Source organism: Borrelia miyamotoi (assembly GCF_019668505.1).
Taxonomy (GTDB): domain Bacteria; phylum Spirochaetota; class Spirochaetia; order Borreliales; family Borreliaceae; genus Borrelia; species Borrelia miyamotoi.
Genome location: NZ_AP024371.1, coordinates 872015 through 890255 on the forward strand (window position 1 = coordinate 872015; position 18241 = coordinate 890255).

Below are 18241 nucleotides of genomic sequence, written 5' to 3' on the forward strand. Positions count from 1 at the left end.
TCTTATTCTTTTGCTTTTTAATTTAAATTTTGGATTTGATGTAATTTGAAATTTGTTCGGACTTTGCTCCAAATATTGCTTGAGCTTGATTTCCTGGTGTAATGATCATTCCAGTAGCCCCAAGCTTGATCATTAAGTCTTTGTTTAATAATGATGGAGATTTTACGTCGACTCTGAGTCGTGTAAAACATGAGTCAACGTTTTTAATATTATCAAGTCCACCAAGAGCTTCGATAACTTTCTCAAATTCTTCGTTTTGAAGAAACTTAGTCATTGTTTCTCCTTTAGTATCGTCTTCACGGCCAGGTGTTTTAAGATTAAAAGTTTTTATTAGTGTGATAAAAATAGTGAAATAAATGGTTCCAATTACAAGTCCTATTGGGAGTATGAGCAGAGCATTTGTTGCTTTTGGAAACATTAAGAAGTAGTCTATTATTCCTGCTGAGAGTGCGAATGCTATACGTATTCCAAATATATTAGTAATGATTAATGATATTCCAGTTAAGATAGCATGTATGAGATAAAGTAAAGGTGCTATTAACATAAAGGTATATTCTATTGGTTCTGTAATTCCTGTTAGAAATGATGTGAATGCTGCTGAGAATAGAATTCCACCGACTTCTTTTCTTTTTTCTTTTTTAGATGTTAAATACATTGCAAGAGCGGCACCTGGTAATCCGAATAGCATAATCGGATACATTCCTGATGTGAATGATCCAGCACTTGGATCTCCATTTAAGTATCTTGTGATTTCCCCTTGAACTATGTTTCCATCATTTGTAGTGTATTCTCCGAATACAAAATATACTAAAGTGTTTAAAAGTTGATGTAATCCAGTTATTATGAGTAATCTGTTGAGGAATCCAAATACGAATAATCCTATATGTCCAGCTTCTATCATCCAGATTCCAATTTGATTAATACTTATTTGTAGTGGTGCCCATAGAAAACCAAATATTTCGGCAAGTATTGCACATAGTATTCCATTAGCTATTGGTACCAGTCTTTGTCCTGAAAAAAAGCCTAGGAATTGTGGTATTTTATAGTTTACTACTTTGTCACTAAGAGTGGCTGAGCTTATACCTGTAATAATACCTCCCAAGACTGACATATTAACAGGTTCTGATTTTCCATTAATTATTATTGTAAATGTAGATAACCCTGCATTGAGAATTAGGTATCCTACTGCACCTCCTAGTGCTGCTGCTGCTTTGTTATTTTTAGATAATCCCATTCCGGTTCCAATTGCAAATAATATTGGTAAGTTTCCAAGAATAGCACTGCCCGATTGTTCCATTAATTTACCGATTTGCATTATTATGTTAGAAGCTTTTGTAGTTTCTATTATTAAATGTCCAAAGCCAAGTAAAATACCAGCAATTGGTAAGACAGCTGCAGGAGTTTGTAAGGCTTTTCCAAGATTTTGCATATTTTTAATTAAATTATTCATATTTGCCCCCATTTATATTATTTGTTAATTATATTTTAACTTGAAATATGACTTTAGGTTAAGTGCTGCTTCTTTGTTATTTGTTTTTGCAATTTTAAATATAATATGTAAATTATAATATGTAAATTATAATATGTAAATTATAATATGTAAATTTTAATTTTTAGAAAAAGAAGTTTAATTTTTTATAAACTTTATTTATTATTTTTTTAATAGACGTAAGTTTTTTAATATTATCTTGATTATCAATTAGACTTTTTATGCTATCCATTGATTCCTCGATTGCTATGATAAAGCTTTTTTGAGGCTTTATCCAAAAATTGTCACAGTAATCACTTCTAAGTGATAGGAAAAGGACTGATTTTTTATTTGGATGTTTAATAAAATTCATAGTGCATTCTAAAATATTTTTTATTTTATCAATTTCATTGATATTGACATTTGTGTTTTCATATGTTTTTAGAAGTGTCCAGTCTGATTCCATACCATTTACTATACGCATTATTTCTATTAATTTTTTATTTTTGAATATTGTTAAGTTTTCATGTGTTAATTTTGCAAAAATATCTTTTAGGGCTTTCTCTTCTTTGTTTGTTATTGTTTTTGAGATTAATTCTTGAACTTCCTTTAAGCTAAGTATTAATTGATTTTTGCTTTCATTTTGAATATTGAATTTCTTATTTCCAATAATTATTTCATTTTTTGATAAAAGATTTTTATCTTTTTTTGCTATAGTTTTGTGGATATTATTTAGATTTTTATTCTCTTTTTGAGTGTTTTTATATTCGTTTTCTTCAAATTGAATGTCGTTGATCCATTCTTTTTTAAGTACTCCAATTGATCTGGCATATCTTTTAGTTGTTTCTATGATTTCTCCAGCAACAAAGTATTTTACAGAATCTGTATTAATAAGTGAGCCAGGATGTATTACTACATTTTGAGCTTTTATTGTTTTATATTTGTTTTTTGAGCTTTTAAAGCAAATATAATCTTTCATCCCTCTCATTATGGATTTTAGGTAGCCTTCATGATCAATTTCATGTTTGTTTGTTATTGGAATATTGAAGCTACTTACAATATTTTCAAGTTGTCTTTGTACATTAGCAATTTCCTCAAGACCTTGTAAGTCTAAGTAATTTTCTTTGGCAAAAATTTCTTTGTTAATAGCTTTTTTATAGTCTTCAAATATGTTAATAAATCCTATTAAATCTCCTAATGGATTTTTATATTTTAGATGAGCTTGTCTGGCCTCTATTTCTTCGCTTTGAGGTAGTAAAAAAATTCCACTTGTAGATAGAAATGAGAGTCCAATGGTAGTTGGGTATATTGCTTGTTGATAGTTTATCATTGCTTCGACTAATGCTCTTGAATGTATTGGTATTAGAGGAAATATTATCATATATTTTCCAATTTCTGTAAGCTCATTTTTGTCGTTTATTGCATCTAGGGATTTTAATATGTCACTTGCTGTTTGAATAGATTTAATTGATGGTTTTGAAATAAAGTCAAATTTTGTAAAATTTCTTATACCAATATCTGCCATTCTTAATATTACTTCGGAAAGATCTGTTCTGTATATTTCTTCTTTTTGATATTCGTCTCTTAAATGATATTCATTTCTTTTGTACAATCTGTAACATGTTCCCTTTGCAAGTCTTCCTGCTCTTCCTGCTCGTTGTGTAGCGGATGATTTTGAAATTGGTACTTCTTGAAGCGAGTAAGTATGTGTTTTCATTTGAAATTTGTTTGTTTTGACTTTTCCACTATCAATTACTATCTTAATATTTTCAATTGTAATTGATGTTTCTGCAATATTTGTAGATACTATTATTTTTCTTTTATTCTTTGGTGTAGGCATGAATATTTCTTCTTGTGCTTTTTTTGCCATTCGACCATATAAAGGTAATATTACTAAGTTTTGTTTAGAATTCAATTCATGAATTTCTTTTATTGTTTCTTTTATTTCCTTCTCTCCAGATAGAAATATAAGGACATCGCCTTTTTTTTCTTCTTTTATTATACTACTGATTATCTCTTTTATTTTTGATATCATTGCTTTTGATGTATTGGCTGGGGGTGGATTATAGATTATTTGTACAGGATAAGTAATTGTTTCTATGTTCAGTATAGGTGCGTTGTTAAAGTATTTCGAAAATACTTGTGTATTGATTGTGGCAGACGAAATGATAACTTTAAAATCATCTCTTTTGTTTAGTATATCTTTAATAAGACCTAGTATGAAATCTATGTTTAAACTTCTCTCATGAGCTTCATCTATTATGATTACGTCATATTCATCAAGTAGGGGGTCTTTTTTGAGTTCTTGTAATAAAACTCCATCAGTCATTAATTTGATTTTGGTTTTAGAGCTTGTGATTTCTTGGAATCTTATCTTGTAGCCTACCTCTTCTCCAAGTTTTACTCCAATATGTTTTGCGATATATTCTGCTATAGATACTGTGGCTATTCTTCTTGGTTGTGTTACACCAATTTTACCAACTCTTGCAAGTCCAGCTTCATATATTATTCTTGGTATTTGTGTTGTCTTTCCACTTCCTGTTGGACTTTCTACTATTAAAACGTTATTTGTTTCTAAATTTTTAATTAATTCGTCTTTATATCTGTAAATGGGAAGCTCAAAATCATTCATATCCTACATTAGTCCAAAAACATAAGTTGCATCTATTTGACTAAGGTCAATGCCAGGAGGCAAATAGACTTTAGTTCTTTTAATTTTAGCATAGAATTTATCATTTTGTTTGTAAACATAGATTTTATTGCCGACTTTGTTTTTTGATAGTGGTATTATTTTTACAATAATTCCGTTTTTTTCTAATTTTGCGTCTAAGAGTTTGATTGATTCTTCTAGTGTTATTTCGTATGCCTTTATGTCTTTTTTTAGTGTGCATATTATACTGTTTTTTTCAGTTTTAATATAATCTCCAAAAATTCCTGTTGTAGCAATTATTTTTTCATTAATTTTTGGATATTCCCCAATTATTTTTGGAAGTGAAAGTAGTTTTAAAGCAAGTTCTAAGTTTATGTTTGCATATTCTATGTTTTTTGCTGAAACTTTTTTAGCTTTTATTATTTTAGGTTTTTTTAGTTTGCCTGTTTTTGTGAATTCTTGTGGAGCATATACATCTTCTCCAAGTTGGACAATTCCTCCATATTTCGAATTTTTGTATATTACATTAAGTCCTGTTTTAGGATCAATCCCTAATATATTAGGTTTTATTTCTTTTTCTGCTATTATTTTTTTGATTTCATCTTCTTTGTATAAGCTTTCTAATGGTGTTTTTACATTAATCGAGTAATTATTTCCGTTAGAGATTAGATAAGGACCGAATTTTCCAATGTTGATTTTATAATGAAATTTCTCATCATTCTTGTATTCATAGACTATTCTAAATTCTTCAGGGCTAATAATAGGTTCTATTTTATTTATTGTATTCTTTAGACCTTCTTCACCATTATAAAATTTACTTAGATATTTTACTTTATCTAGTGTACCTATTGCGATCTTGTCTAAGTTTTCTTCCATATGAGATGTGAATTTTAGTTCAATGAGTACTGGAAAATATTTTTTTAATAAATTTATGACTGCAGCTCCTTTTATTGTTGGTATTAATGTGTTGTTTTGTTTAAAGATATACTCTCTTTCAAAGAGTGTTGAAATAATGGTGGAATAAGTTGAAGGGCGTCCTATGCCTTCTTTTTCAAGTTTTTGTACAAGTGATGCTTCTGTATATCTAACTGGCGGCTTTGTTTCATGTTCTTCTTGCTTTATATCCAATATGATAAATTTATCTCCTTCTTTTATGAGAGAAAAGTCTATGATATTCTCTTCATAATATTCTTTATTATTTTTCAGAAATCCATCGAAAATCATTTTTGTGAAACTTGATTTAAAGGTCAAATTTTCATATTTGAATGTTATTTTGATAACTTTTTTTATTGCGTCTTTCATAAAGGATTCGATAGTTCTATCCCATATTATTTTATATATTGCTCTGGCGGTCTCGCTTTCTATTTTGATTTGCTCAGGAGGAGTGAACATTTCAGAAGGTCTTATGGCTTCATGTGCATCTTGAGCCATTTTAGCTTTAGCATATACTCTGTCATTCATTTCTATATATTCTTCACTATATTTTTCTTTTATGATAGTTTTTATTTTATCTCTTGCAGTTTTTGTAATATTATAAGAATCTGTTCTCATATAAGTGATATAACCATTCTCATACAGTTTTTGAGCATAATTCATAATTTGTTTAGTTCCTATTTTTAATCGTCTGTTTACTTCTTGTTGAAGGGAGGATGTAATGAATGGTTTGGGAGCAGTTTGTTTTATATTTTTTGTTTCAATAGAGATCACCTCTATCTCTTTTGTCTTTGTTAACTTGTTTGTAAGTATGTTCATTAATGCTTTTTCTATTACAATTGTTCTATCAGGATTTTGTAAAGTTCCTGTATCGTTTAAAAAATCTTTACTCTCAGCTACATTTTTATTCTCAATTTTTTCTAATATTGCTTCAATCCGTATGTCATTTTTTTTATGTTTACATTCAAGTATAATGGAGTAATAATTGGCTTTCTTAAAATTTATTCTTGCTGTTTCTTTTTCTATAATTAATTGCAGTCCAACAGATTGTACTCTGCCAGCAGAGAGTCCATATGCAATTTTTTTCCAAAGTAGAGGAGATATGGTGTATCCATAAAGCCTATCTAGTATTCTTCTTGTTTCCCCGGCATTAACTAGATTCATATTAATTTCTCTTGTATTATTCAGTGAGTCTACTATTGCACTTTTTGTAATTTCATGAAATACCATTCTTTTATAATTTTTAATTTGTAGAACTTCTTTTAGATGGAATGCTATTGTTTCTCCTTCTCTATCTTGGTCAGTTGCAAGATATATCTCATCTTTTTCCTTTATGAGATTTTTAAGTTTTTCAATTACATTCTTTTTTTTACTTGGAATAATGTATAGCGGTTTAAAGTTGTTTTGATAATCTATAGAAAGGTTTGCCCATTCAAATTTTTTATATTCTTCAGGTATTTCTTTAGCACTATTGGGTAAATCTCTTATATGTCCTATGCAAGCTTCCACTGAAAATGAGCCATCAAGATATTTCTTTATTGTTGTTGCTTTTGTAGGTGATTCTACTATTATTAATTTTTTTTGTTGCATAAAACCCTTATATATATATAATATAACATAATGTATAAATTATTTTAATTTTAATAAAAATAATGCGGTATTTATGAGTACTTATAAGGTGTTGCATACATCTGATTGGCATATTGGTAAGAAAATTGGACATTTTTCTAGGATTGGTGAGCAACAGAGGTTTTTAAATTTTTTATTGGAGTTTATCAGAAATGAGAAAATCAATCTTTTACTTATTGCAGGTGATGTTTATGATTCAAAGAGACCTGGACTTGATGAGCAAAAGTTAGTAAATGATTTTTTTTATGAATTATCTTTTACATCTTGTAGATGGTGTATTGTCATTACTGGGAATCATGATAAAAAAGATTATTTCAATATTAATAAAAAAATACTCTCAAAGTTTAATTTTTTTTTGGTTACTGGAGATGAACTTTTCAATCAAGTGGTCTTTTTAGAAGATTGTGGTGATATTAAATTTGTTATTGTCTGTATGCCTTATGTTAATGAAAGATTTCTTGCAAATCAAAGTTATGGGGATATAGAACATCATAATGATGTATTTCTTGCAAATTTTGAAAGTGCTTATAGAGCTCGAATAGCAGATATTATTGCTTCACTTGATGATAAGTACTTTCATATCCCTAGAATATTGATTGCACATTCTTTTTTTTCTGATAGTGCTGTAGCTAGCAGTATTGGAAATAATCCTATTTTGCCTATTAATGTTTTTGGCAGTAATTTTTCTTATGTTGCACTTGGGCATATTCATAATTTTAAAAAATTAAAAAGTAATATAGTTTATTCAGGTTCACCAATTCAGTATTCATTTGATGAAGATGTTAGAAAATATGTTAATGTCTTGTTTTTTAGTGATAATGAGTTAGTTGAGCAAAACAAGATTTTACTTCCTGTGTTTGGTGAATTGCATTTTTTGAAAGGTTCTTTTAATGATATTATGAATGATTTGGATAAGATTAAGAATGATATTTCTTGTCTTTGTTACTTAAAAATTGAGATTAATGAGAAAATGAATGCAGGATTTGAAGAACAGATTTATAATTTGGTCAGGTCAAGTTCAATTAATGTATTTGATATTTATTATCATTTGGTCGGTTCTGGGGAAGAATTCTTGAAAGATAAACTAGGATTGCTTAGTCGGGATGAAGTATTAAGTAAAGATGAGAAATATTTTTTCCAAAAAAAATTAAGAAGAGATATTATGAATGGTTTTAGGAGAGGAAATAAATTTAAAGAAGAAGATCTTGTTGCTCTTTTTGAAGAAGTATTACTTAAGGGAAGGGCAGGCGGCTATGAGAATAAATAAGTTAGTATTTAAAAATATTGCTTCTTATAAAGGTAAATATGAAATAGATTTTGATATTTCTGTGTTAAAAAAATCTGGTATTTTTTTGATTTCTGGAAATACTGGATCTGGTAAGAGTACAATTTTGGATTGCATTACGCTTGCTCTTTATGCAAGAATTTATAGGCTTGATAGGAGCATTGCAGATTCAATTTCAAAAGGTTTTGAAAGTGCTTATGTTAGGCTTACTTTCACTGTTTCTGGAAAAATTTATGAGTCATTTATTGAACTTAGTATAAGACAAAAAGAAACCCCTCAAAATATGGTATTGAATTGTATTAGTGATGGAAGTTTGATTGAAAATAAAGACGATGTTTTGAATTATATAAAGAGTCTTTGTAGATTAGATTTTGAACAGTTTTGTCAAACTGTTATTTTGCCTCAAGGTAATTTTCAGGAATTTTTAACTTCGAAACCAAGAAGTAAGACAGCGATAATTGACAATATCTTTAATTTAAAAAAGTATGATGATATAGAAATTTTTTTAAAGAAGGAATTAGAACTTACAAAATTTAATAAAGAAAAATTGCAGTTCTTAGATACAGAAGAAAGAAATAGATTTAATCTCAACGAGAAAAAATTAAATGAATTGACTAATTTTTTGAATTCTATTGATATACAAACTTTAAGAAATAATCTTGACAATGTTTATGAATTGATATTTATTTGTGAAAAAATAATAAAGTTTAATCAGAATTATTTAGATATTCAATATAGGATTGGTAATTTAGACTTAGAATTATTTTCTAAGATTAAAAGTAAAGAAAAGATAAATCATGAGTATTCTTTGCAGGAAAAGATTAAATTAGAATTAGATGAAAGCCTTAAATTTTATAATTCTAATGATTTTTTAGATTTAAAAAATTTTGTTAACAGACATAGTGAACTTCTTAATGATAAGAATCGATTTCTGTTGGAGCTTTTAAATGTTCAAAAGGATTTAGAAGAATTAAAATGTTTGGATTTAGACAGTTTTAATTTTGATTATATAAAAGACTTGTATTATGAAAATATTCTTTTCTTTGAGATAGATTTTGATGAAAAAGCTTGTGACAGGTTGCTTATAAAAGAGAGCCAATTAAAAGAACAAAGAAAAGAATTATTGGAGAAACAAAGAAGAAAAAATATTGAAATAAAAAGTATTACTTCAGAGGAAACAAAATTTGATTTTGAAAAATATGTTTATTATGAGGCATTAAAGTTATTAAAGGGGTTTAATGAAGAATTGATATTAAAATATAGAAATAGATTAGAGTTATTGTTAAATTCAAGTGAGAGCGATTCATCACGAGACATTGGTATCAACATTAAAATTGATTTATATAAAGAATTCTTAGAGCATCTTACTAATAATAAGCAGTCTGTTGAAAGAGATATAAAGAATCTTGAATATCTTGAGGATGAGCACAACGTATATCAAGGGAAAGAGAAATTGAAAATGAATAGTCTAAATGATCTTTTGGAGTTAAATTCAAGTCTTCAGATTTTACAATCTGAATTGGATGTTATTAAGCAAGATGTTTCTCGTACTAAAGAAAATAAAATTAAATGGGAAGGTCAAGTTTTAAACTTTAAGAAAAATAATGCAGAAATTTTGAAAAGAATTGGCTATGATTTATTTCATAAATATATAGATTATTTTAATAGAGATAGGATTTTAATTTTTGAAGATAAACTTAAAGAAGTTTCAGTTTTAAAGTCAATTCTTAATGATTTAAGTTCTAAAATTTCTTTAAAGGAGATAGAAATTGAAGAAAATTTAGATAAGATAAAAAATTTATTATCTAATATCAATTTAAATATAAATTTAAGTAATTCTACTTGTTTAGAAAGGGAGTTTGCAGAATTTTTAAGATCTAAAGTAAAAATAGAAAAAGAGCATTTTAAATTGAACTTGCATCTTAATAATATAAATAACATAAAATTTAGGCTTGAAAGTCAAATTGAGTTTATGGAACAAACAATGTTAAGTTTAGAAATGGATCTTGAACGTGAACTAATTAATTTTACTTCTAATTTTTTGAATTTTAAAAGATTAGTGGGAGATGGTTTTTATGTTCAAAATTCTATTTTGTCTCTCGATTCTTTAAAACCTAGTAAAAATAGTTTAGATTATTTTTTAGAGTTGAAATCCAATTTTATGTCTCAGATTGGGGTTTTTTCTAGAGATATTAGTCAATATGAGACAAGTTTTTTAAGTTTACAGACTCTTCAATCAGAAATTAATGAACAAAAGATCAAGTTAGAAAATATTAGGAGTGAGTTAAGTAGTATAAATGAGCGTAATGATAAGTTAGAAATTTTAAAAAAGGTTGTTACTACTTCTCCTAGTTTGAAGTATTATGTTCAAAGTTTTTTAATTAATGAGATTTTAAATATATCAAATAGAAAGTATTTAAATATTATTTTCCCCGATTTTGAGCTTGAAATTAATATAGATAGCAGAGATTTTAATTTTTTAGTAAAAAGCAAAAGAGATGGCAATATGACTCGTAGTGTTAAAACTTTATCTGGTGGTGAAAAATTTCTTATTTCTTTGTCGCTTTCTTTAGCTCTCTCAGATATGATAAGAGATAGTGATCTTAAAATAGAGGCATTTTTTCTTGATGAAGGATTTGGAAGTCTGGATGAGGATACTTTAAAAATGGTTATTCCAAAAATTTCTGACTTACAGCGTATTGATGGGCGTCAAATTGGTATAATATCTCATGTTTCTTATTTAAAGGAAGAGATTAAAACTCAAATAGTTATAAGTAAAATTTCAACAGTTTCTAAAATTACTATAGAGAGTTTTTAATTTTTTATTTTATAATTACTTGGGATGTTTTAAAATGTGGAGATTTGTACGAAGCTTTATGTTCCAATTGATATTGGAGATACTAAATATTCTCTTGTATATAGTGGTGATAATTTGCTTGATAGGCATTAAGTTAAATCATCAGATACTACTTCTGATGAGCAAGTAGGTGTTTTAGTAGATATAATTAATTTTTATAAGGTATGAAAATGTCAAAGGTGTTGCAATTTGTATGCATGGATTTGTTGAGTCTGAGGGTAGTGTAGTTCTGGCAGAAAAATTTAAAGGTAATTCTATTTATTTTAATAATTTTGTTGCTTTGATTCTTGAAGTAGAAATTGATAATGGAATATTTATGGATGGAAAAATTTTAAGGAGAGATTTTTTTATGTCTGGTGGAGTTAAATTTATGATTACTATGGCTCTTAGCAATAATATTCCTTTTGATTGTAAATGGGAGTTTATAGCTTAGTCTTTGAAATTAGGGCATATATATATTCACGATAATGATATCAAGAAGCTTATTAAAGTTGATACAGGTAAACTTAATAATGAGTCTTGCAAAATTGGAGCATTATTGTAGTGTTATTTTGTTAGAAATAAGTTCTTATTCAATTGAGGGGGTTTGATGATAAAAGAGGCATGTGTATTTAATATATTAGAAGCTTTAAATGCTGTTAAACTTGGTGCTAATAGGATTGAGCTTTGTGAGAATACGACTTGTGGGGGGACTACGCCTTCTTATGGTACCATAAAAGTTTTGAAAGAAACTTTGAATGTTCCTATTGTTGTAATGATTAGGCCAAGGTGTGGGGATTTTGTATATTCTGATTTAGAATTTAAAGCTATGAAGGAAGATATTAAGCTTTGCAGGAGCCTTGGAGTAGAAGGTGTCGTTTTTGGAATTTTGAAGGATGATCATGAAATTGATATCGATCGAACTAAAGAGTTGCTAAGTTTAGCTGACTCTTTAAAAGTTACTTTTCATAAGGCAATTGATGAGACTTGTGATATTAGGTCTTCTGTGATTAAACTTTTAGATATTGGTGTTCATAGGATATTAACTTCAGGAGGAGGTATGAAAGCAGAAGATTCATTGATAGTACTTAGAGATTTGATATTAATAGCTGGAGAAGAATTAGAAATTGTTGTTGCAGGTGAAGTTAATAAGTATAATATTGATAATATTGATGCTATCTTATGTTCAAGAGCTTATCATGGGAGACTTATTGTCGGTGATTTAGGTTTACAGTTATTTTAATCATGCTGATGGTTTGTAATAAATTAATTTTAAATATTTACTCTACGACTAAATTGATTGTTTAATTCAGAGACTTGCATTCCTTGATTTTTATTGAGTATTAAGCTTGTTATAAATTTTTTAACGCTTATTTTACTAACGTTAAATCGGAGTTCTAGGGTATTTTGATCTTTGATTCTAGATTTTATAGGACTTGAAACTATTATTTTTGTTGTATTTTTCAGGATTGTTGGCATTAATTTTTTTAGTAAAATGGAGAGTATTTCTGGATTATTAGTGTTTAAATAAGATTTTAGATTATAGTCATTTTCATTTTTATCACCGTTTGCAATTAATATTCCTTTATTAAAGGGAATCATATTTGTTTTTTTTATATTATTTGGTATTAATTTGGTGATATCATTTATCCAAATGAACATTTCATTTCGATCAATTATATCAATATATTTTGTTGTTAATATATTTTCATTTTCATTAGTTGTTTCTTTTTGATTTATTAAAATTCCTTTTTTATTTTTAGTAGGTTTAATATATATATTTGAATTTTTTATCTTCCATTTTGGATTTGTAAATATATTGCCTTGAGATTCAAAATTTGAGTTGTTTTGTATTCCCCAAAAGATATTTTTGGGAAAATTTCCAGTTACTATTAATGAGAAAGTTTCTGAATTTTTTGTATAGCTTAAGTATAGATTACCAATAGTATGAAGGCCAATTTTATATTTGAAGTTGAGTTCGTCATAGATAAATCTGTTTTTAGATAAGTTTATGTATGCATATATGTCTGATGACGGGTCTAACAACATGATTAAAGATATATTCTTTTTAGGTGCATGGTAAGTTAAGGTTTCGCATCCTATGAGAAGAATAGTTAATAAAGTATTGATAATTAGTTTTCTCATTTTTCAATACCTATCTTTTTTTTTCAATACCTATCTTTATTAACTTTCCATCGTCAATTTCTACTTTTGTTAGTGCCTTTTCTTTATTAATCTCTATTTTTAATGTTAGAGTTTCAGCTTGAATATAGCTTTCAAATTGACTTATTACTTTTTTTAATGTTTCATTATTGTCTATATAGAGTATTATTCTATCACTAACGTTGAAGTTATTTTCCTTTCTTAAATTTTGTACTTTTCTTATCAGTTCTCTTGATAGTCCTTCTAAATATAATTCTTCTGTTATTAGTGAATCTAGACCAATTGTGACAGAATCTTCATTAATTACTTTAAAATTTTTTCTTGCTTGTTTTTCCAATATTATGTCTTTTAGTGTGATGTCATATGCATTTTCTTTGATTTTAATTATATGTTTATTACCTTTTATTATTTTTAATATGTCTTCATTGTTTAGCTTCATTATTTCTAATGCTATTGTTTTCATATTTTTACCAAGTTTGCTTCCAAGTTCTTTAAAATTTGCTTTTGCTTTGTAAATTACAAGTTCTTCTTCATTGGATTTTATTTTGATTTCTTTTGCGTTAATTTCTTCAAGTATTATTTCTTTCATTTCACTTAGTATTTGTTGTTCTTTGTGGTTTGTGGTAATAACATAGATTGTGCTGATAGGTCTTCGTATTTTAATGTTGTGCGATGCTCTAAGTGCTCTTGCAATTGAAACTACTTTTTTTATAAAGTTCATTTTTTCTTCAAGATCTGTGTTAATAAGTTCTTTTCTTGCTTTTGGATATTCATTTAGATGGATTGATTCTTTTTCATCTTTTGCTTTCAGATTTTGATAAATTTCTTCTGTTAAAAACGGGATAAATGGTGCAAGCATCAAAATTAAACTTTTTAGTGTGTAATATAGAGTTTCATAGGCATCGAGTTTATCGTTGTCATTTTCAGATTTCCAGAATCTTTTTCTTGATCTTCTTATATACCAATTATTTAGTTTGTCGATAAATGCAATAAGTTCTTCTATTGATTTTGTTAAATTGTATTTATCTATTTCTTCGTTTAATATTTTTTTTAGGCTTTCGGTTTCACTAATTATCCATTTATCAAGCATATTAGTTTTGTATAAATTTGTGTTATCTTTAGGTGCAAATTTGTCAATTATTGCATAGGTTATGAAAAATGAATAAGCGTTCCAGATAGGTATTATAATGTTCTTTAAAACATCTTTAACCCCATCATCGCTGTACTTTAGGTCATCACCTCTTACTACAGGACTCATTACTAAATAAAGTCTTAAAGCGTCAGCTCCAAATGTGTTTATTACTTCCATTGGATCTGTATAGTTTCTAAGTGATTTTGACATTTTTCTTCCATCACTAGATAATACAAGTCCATTAACTATTACATTTTTAAACGCTGTGTTCTCAAAAAGTGCAGTTCCTAGAATTGTTAATGTATAAAACCATCCTCTTGTTTGGTCTAGTCCTTCTGCAATAAAGTCAGCAGGAAAAATGGTGTGAAATTTATCTTTATCTTTAAATGGATAATGTTTACTTGCGTAAGGCATAGATCCAGATTCAAACCAACAGTCCAAAACCTCACTTGTTCTAATATACACACCGCCATATTCACTGGACCAAGTTATTTTGTCAACTTTATCTTTGTGCAAGTCATTAATCTTTTGTCCCGACCTTTTTTCAAGTTCTTCTTTAGACCCTATACATATTTTGTTTCCTGTTTTTGAACATACCCAAACTGGTATTGGATTGCCCCAAAATCTATTTCGGCTTATTGCCCAGTCTCGTGCATTTTCTAACCATTTTCCAAATCGTCCTTTTTTTAAATGTGAGGGCATCCAGTTTATTTGCTCATTTGATTTTATAAGTTTTTCTTTTATTGCTTCAATGTTTACAAACCATGATCTTATGGGCCTATAAATTAGAGGTGAATTTGTTCTGTAGCAAAATGGGTATCTGTGTAGAATGTTTTCTCTTTTGAATAGAAGGTTCATTGATCTTAATTTTTCTATTATTTTGTTATCTGCATCCTTAACAAATAATCCTTCAAAATCTTTTACTTCGTTTGTAAATCGGCATTCGTCATCTATAGGTGTTATTATATCAGTTTTTGTGTTATTTTTAAGTATTTTATAATCTTCTTCTCCAAAGGGTGCGATATGTACTATTCCTGTTCCATCATCAGTTGTGACATATTTTGCTGTATGAATTCTGAATGCTCCTTTATTGCGTTGTTTCAAAAAATAGTCAAATACAGGTTCATATTCTATTCCTTCAATGTGTTTACCTTTAAATTGTTTTATAATTGTGTATGCTTTTTCATCTTTGTAATAGTGATTTAACTTTTTTGTGCCTATTATGAATATTTCATTTTTTTCCTTATCAAGTATTTTAGAATATTCTATGTCTTTACCAACAGCAATTCCAAGATTTGTAGGTAATGTCCAAGGTGTTGTTGTCCATGCAAGTAGATATTCATTTTTATCTTTGATTTTAAACTTTATAGTTAGTGATGGGTCATTAACTTCCTTATATTCGCCAAGATTTACCTCAAAGTTTGAGAGAGGAGTTGCAAGTTTTGGAGAATATGGTAATACATAGTAACTTTCATAAATTAAACCTTTATTATAAAGTTTTTGGAATACCCACCATACAGATTCCATAAAGGTTATATCCATTGTTTTGTAATTATTCTCAAAATCAACCCATCTACCTAGTCTTAAAATTGTTTTTTGCCATTCTTGTGTGTATCTCAGAACTATGTTTCTGCATTCTTCGTTAAATTTTTCGACGCCATATTTTTCTATCTCATATCTGCCAGAGAGTTTTAAAGCTTTCTCTACTTCATATTCCACTGGTAAACCATGAGTATCCCATCCAAAATATCTTTTGACGTGTTTTCCTTTCATTGTTTTATATCTTGGGATTATGTCTTTAATTGTATTTGGAACAAAATGCCCAAAATGTGGAAGTCCTGTTGCAAATGGAGGACCATCATAAAATGTAAATTCTTCACAACCTTCTCTTTGTTGCATAGATTTTTCAAAAATTTTATTGTCATTCCAAAATTTTAATACTTTTTCTTCTATCTCAGGAAAGTCTACTTTATTTTCTACTTTTTTGAACATAAAATTTCCTTTTGTTTGATTTTTATATTATTTTGTTCTAAATATACTTTTATTAGATGGGTATTAGGATTTTGAAATATTTGATTAATGATTTTTTCTTCTATTTTTTCTTTTATTGCATTTAAAATACTTCTTGCTCCAGAATTTTTGTCATAATATTTTTGAATAATATAATTCTTAAGAGCTTCATCAATTTCTATTTTGATTTTTTTTAAGCTAAATTCTTTAGTAAGTTCTTTACAATAATTATTGTAGATTATGCTTGCGTCTTCTTCGTTTAAAACATTAAGAATTATTTTCTTTTGTATTTTATCTAGTAGTGTTGAGTTGAATCTTCTTTTAAGTTCATTGTTGATTTCGCTTTTAAAATTTATATTATTGTCTGTATTATTAAACCCAATATTTCCTTTTCCAAGTAGTGTTTTAGTACCAATAGATGTACTTAGAATAATAATGGCATTTTTAAAAGATATTTTATCGTCTTGGTTACTGATTAGTTCTCCATTTTCAAGTATTTGTTCTATTATGGTAAGTACAGAATTATGAGCATTTTCGATATTTTCAAGTATTATAAAGGCTCTGGGATTATATTTTAATCTATTTGTTAAAATGCCGCCGTCAGCATAACCAGTATATCCTGGATTTGTTCCTATTAATTTTGATATGGAAATTTCTTCTCTATAGTCTGACATATCTAGTTTTAATATTGAGTTTTGATCTTCAATAATGGTACTGGATATTTCATTTGCTATTATTGTTTTTCCACTTCCACTTGGGCCTATAAGTAGTATTGATGTTAAAGGTTGTGTGTTGTTATTGATGCTGAGTTTTGTTTTAACTATTTCTATAATTATTGCATTTATGGCATATTCTTGTCCTATGATTTTTTCTTTTATGCGTATTGCTTCTTTTTTAAGCGTATCAATTTCTTCCTTAATGTTAGATTTTATTTTGATATTTAATAATTCATCTGCTGCTCTTTTAATGTCTTCGACATCAACTATTTTTTTATTGATTTCTTTTTGCTTTTTATGAGCCCCAGCAATGTCAATTAAATCAATTGCTTTGTCAGGAAATCTTTTGTTAACTAAGTATTGTGATGATAGATTTATGACATATTCTATGGCTTCTTTTTCATAAGTGACACCATGGTAGTATTCAAAATTTTTTATTATATTATTAACTATGTTAAGTGTTTCTTTTTCACTAGGTTCTTTGATTGATATTGTTTGAAATCTTCTAGTAAATGCTTTGTCTTTAGCGATATGTTTTCGATATTCATCATAAGTTGTTGCACCTATAATTTGTATCTCAGAGCGAGATAAAATAGGCTTTAAAATATTTGCTGCATCAATGGAACCTTCAGAATTTCCAGCTCCTATTAAAGTGTGTATTTCATCGATGAATATTATTATGTTTTTGTTGTTTTTAATAGATTTAATTATGTTGTTTAATCTTTCTTCAAATTCACCTCTGTATTTTGTGCCTGAGACTAAATCAGAAGTATCGATTTGTAATATTACTTTGCTTTTTAATTGGCCCTTTATTTCTTTATTTGCAATTTTGATGGCAAGTCCTTCAACGATTGCCGTTTTGCCGATTCCAGGTTCTCCTATTAAGATTGTACTATTTTTATTTCGTCTTTCAAGTACATTGATTAGTGTTTGGATTTCTTTTTCACGACCGACTAAAGGATTAAGTTTTTTTTCTTTTGCAAGTATTGTTAGGTTTTTGACATATCTGTCTATTTCAAAATGTTCATTTGCAAGTCTTATTTCATCTTCAAATTCTTTATATGTTTCAATTAGTCTTATTTTATCTATGCTAGTTATTATGTTTTCTTCGTTAAAGTTAAAGCTCAATTTATTAAGTTTATATTTTTTTAGAAGTTTTTTTGTTTTTAATATTTGATAAAAAATTTCTTTTATTCCTATTGAAGTTTTAGATTTGAATTCTTTTTTAGTTTTTTCAATAAGAATAAAGATTTCTCTGTTTATCTTTGGGATTATAATTTCGTTAGTACCAAGTAGAACTTTTTCTAATTTTTCTATTTCATATAGTGTATCTTGTTTAATATTTTTTAAGGTTTTACTATCTATATTTTTTATTTCAGATTTTTTAGGGCAAATTAGTATAGACATTAACAGATGCCA

At 27.5% G+C, this 18241-nt stretch carries 10 protein-coding genes; 4 read left to right on the top strand and 6 right to left on the bottom strand.

The annotated features are described in order from the left end of the window. Positions 1 to 22 precede the first annotated feature (22 nt). From K5Q05_RS04130 to topA, 3 genes are all read right to left on the bottom strand, one after another. Entirely contained in the window at positions 23 to 1462 is a 1440-nt protein-coding gene (locus K5Q05_RS04130; RefSeq protein WP_259655174.1) for a PTS transporter subunit EIIC, read from the bottom strand. Between the two features lie 151 nt (positions 1463 to 1613). Then, entirely contained in the window at positions 1614 to 4100 is a 2487-nt protein-coding gene (locus K5Q05_RS04135) for an ATP-dependent RNA helicase (protein ID WP_025443403.1), read from the bottom strand. A 3-nt stretch (positions 4101 to 4103) separates the two neighbouring features. After that, positions 4104 to 6641 carry a type I DNA topoisomerase gene (gene topA, locus K5Q05_RS04140; protein WP_025443402.1) on the bottom strand — a complete coding sequence of 846 codons (2538 nt, stop codon included), beginning with the start codon at positions 6639 to 6641 and terminating at the stop codon, positions 4104 to 4106. A 73-nt stretch (positions 6642 to 6714) separates the two neighbouring features. Here topA and sbcD point away from each other — a divergent pair, with 73 nt between their 5' ends. From sbcD to K5Q05_RS04160, 4 genes are all read left to right on the top strand, one after another. Further along, on the top strand, positions 6715 to 7947 hold the full coding sequence (gene sbcD, locus K5Q05_RS04145) for an exonuclease subunit SbcD (protein WP_099497042.1): 1233 nt from the start codon (positions 6715 to 6717) through the stop codon (positions 7945 to 7947). Next, entirely contained in the window at positions 7934 to 10783 is a 2850-nt protein-coding gene (locus tag K5Q05_RS04150; RefSeq protein WP_025443401.1) for an SbcC/MukB-like Walker B domain-containing protein, read from the top strand. Before sbcD ends, K5Q05_RS04150 begins: the two co-directional genes overlap by 14 nt. A gap of 232 nt (positions 10784 to 11015) precedes the next feature. After that, positions 11016 to 11255, top strand: coding sequence for an ROK family protein (locus K5Q05_RS04335; protein WP_025443400.1), 240 nt, complete (start codon positions 11016 to 11018; stop codon positions 11253 to 11255). Between the two features lie 156 nt (positions 11256 to 11411). Continuing rightward, on the top strand, positions 11412 to 12044 hold the full coding sequence (locus K5Q05_RS04160; protein ID WP_025443399.1) for a copper homeostasis protein CutC: 633 nt from the start codon (positions 11412 to 11414) through the stop codon (positions 12042 to 12044). Between the two features lie 29 nt (positions 12045 to 12073). Here the strand turns inward: K5Q05_RS04160 and K5Q05_RS04165 are convergent, their stop codons facing one another. Genes K5Q05_RS04165 through K5Q05_RS04175 form a run of 3 tightly spaced genes read right to left on the bottom strand, consistent with a single transcriptional unit; the run spans position 12074 to position 18229 of the window. Then, the gene (locus K5Q05_RS04165; RefSeq protein WP_025443398.1) at positions 12074 to 12946 is read right to left on the bottom strand and encodes a hypothetical protein; all 873 of its coding nucleotides are present in this window, start codon (positions 12944 to 12946) and stop codon (positions 12074 to 12076) included. Positions 12947 to 12956: 10 nt separating this feature from the next. After that, positions 12957 to 16088 (bottom strand): isoleucine--tRNA ligase, encoded by a 3132-nt coding sequence (gene ileS / locus K5Q05_RS04170; RefSeq protein WP_099497040.1) that lies wholly within the window; start codon positions 16086 to 16088, stop codon positions 12957 to 12959. Next, positions 16073 to 18229, bottom strand: a complete 2157-nt coding sequence (locus K5Q05_RS04175; RefSeq protein WP_025443396.1) for an AAA family ATPase — start codon at positions 18227 to 18229, stop codon at positions 16073 to 16075. The genes ileS and K5Q05_RS04175 overlap by 16 nt, the downstream gene beginning before the upstream one ends. Positions 18230 to 18241: the final 12 nt, after the last annotated feature.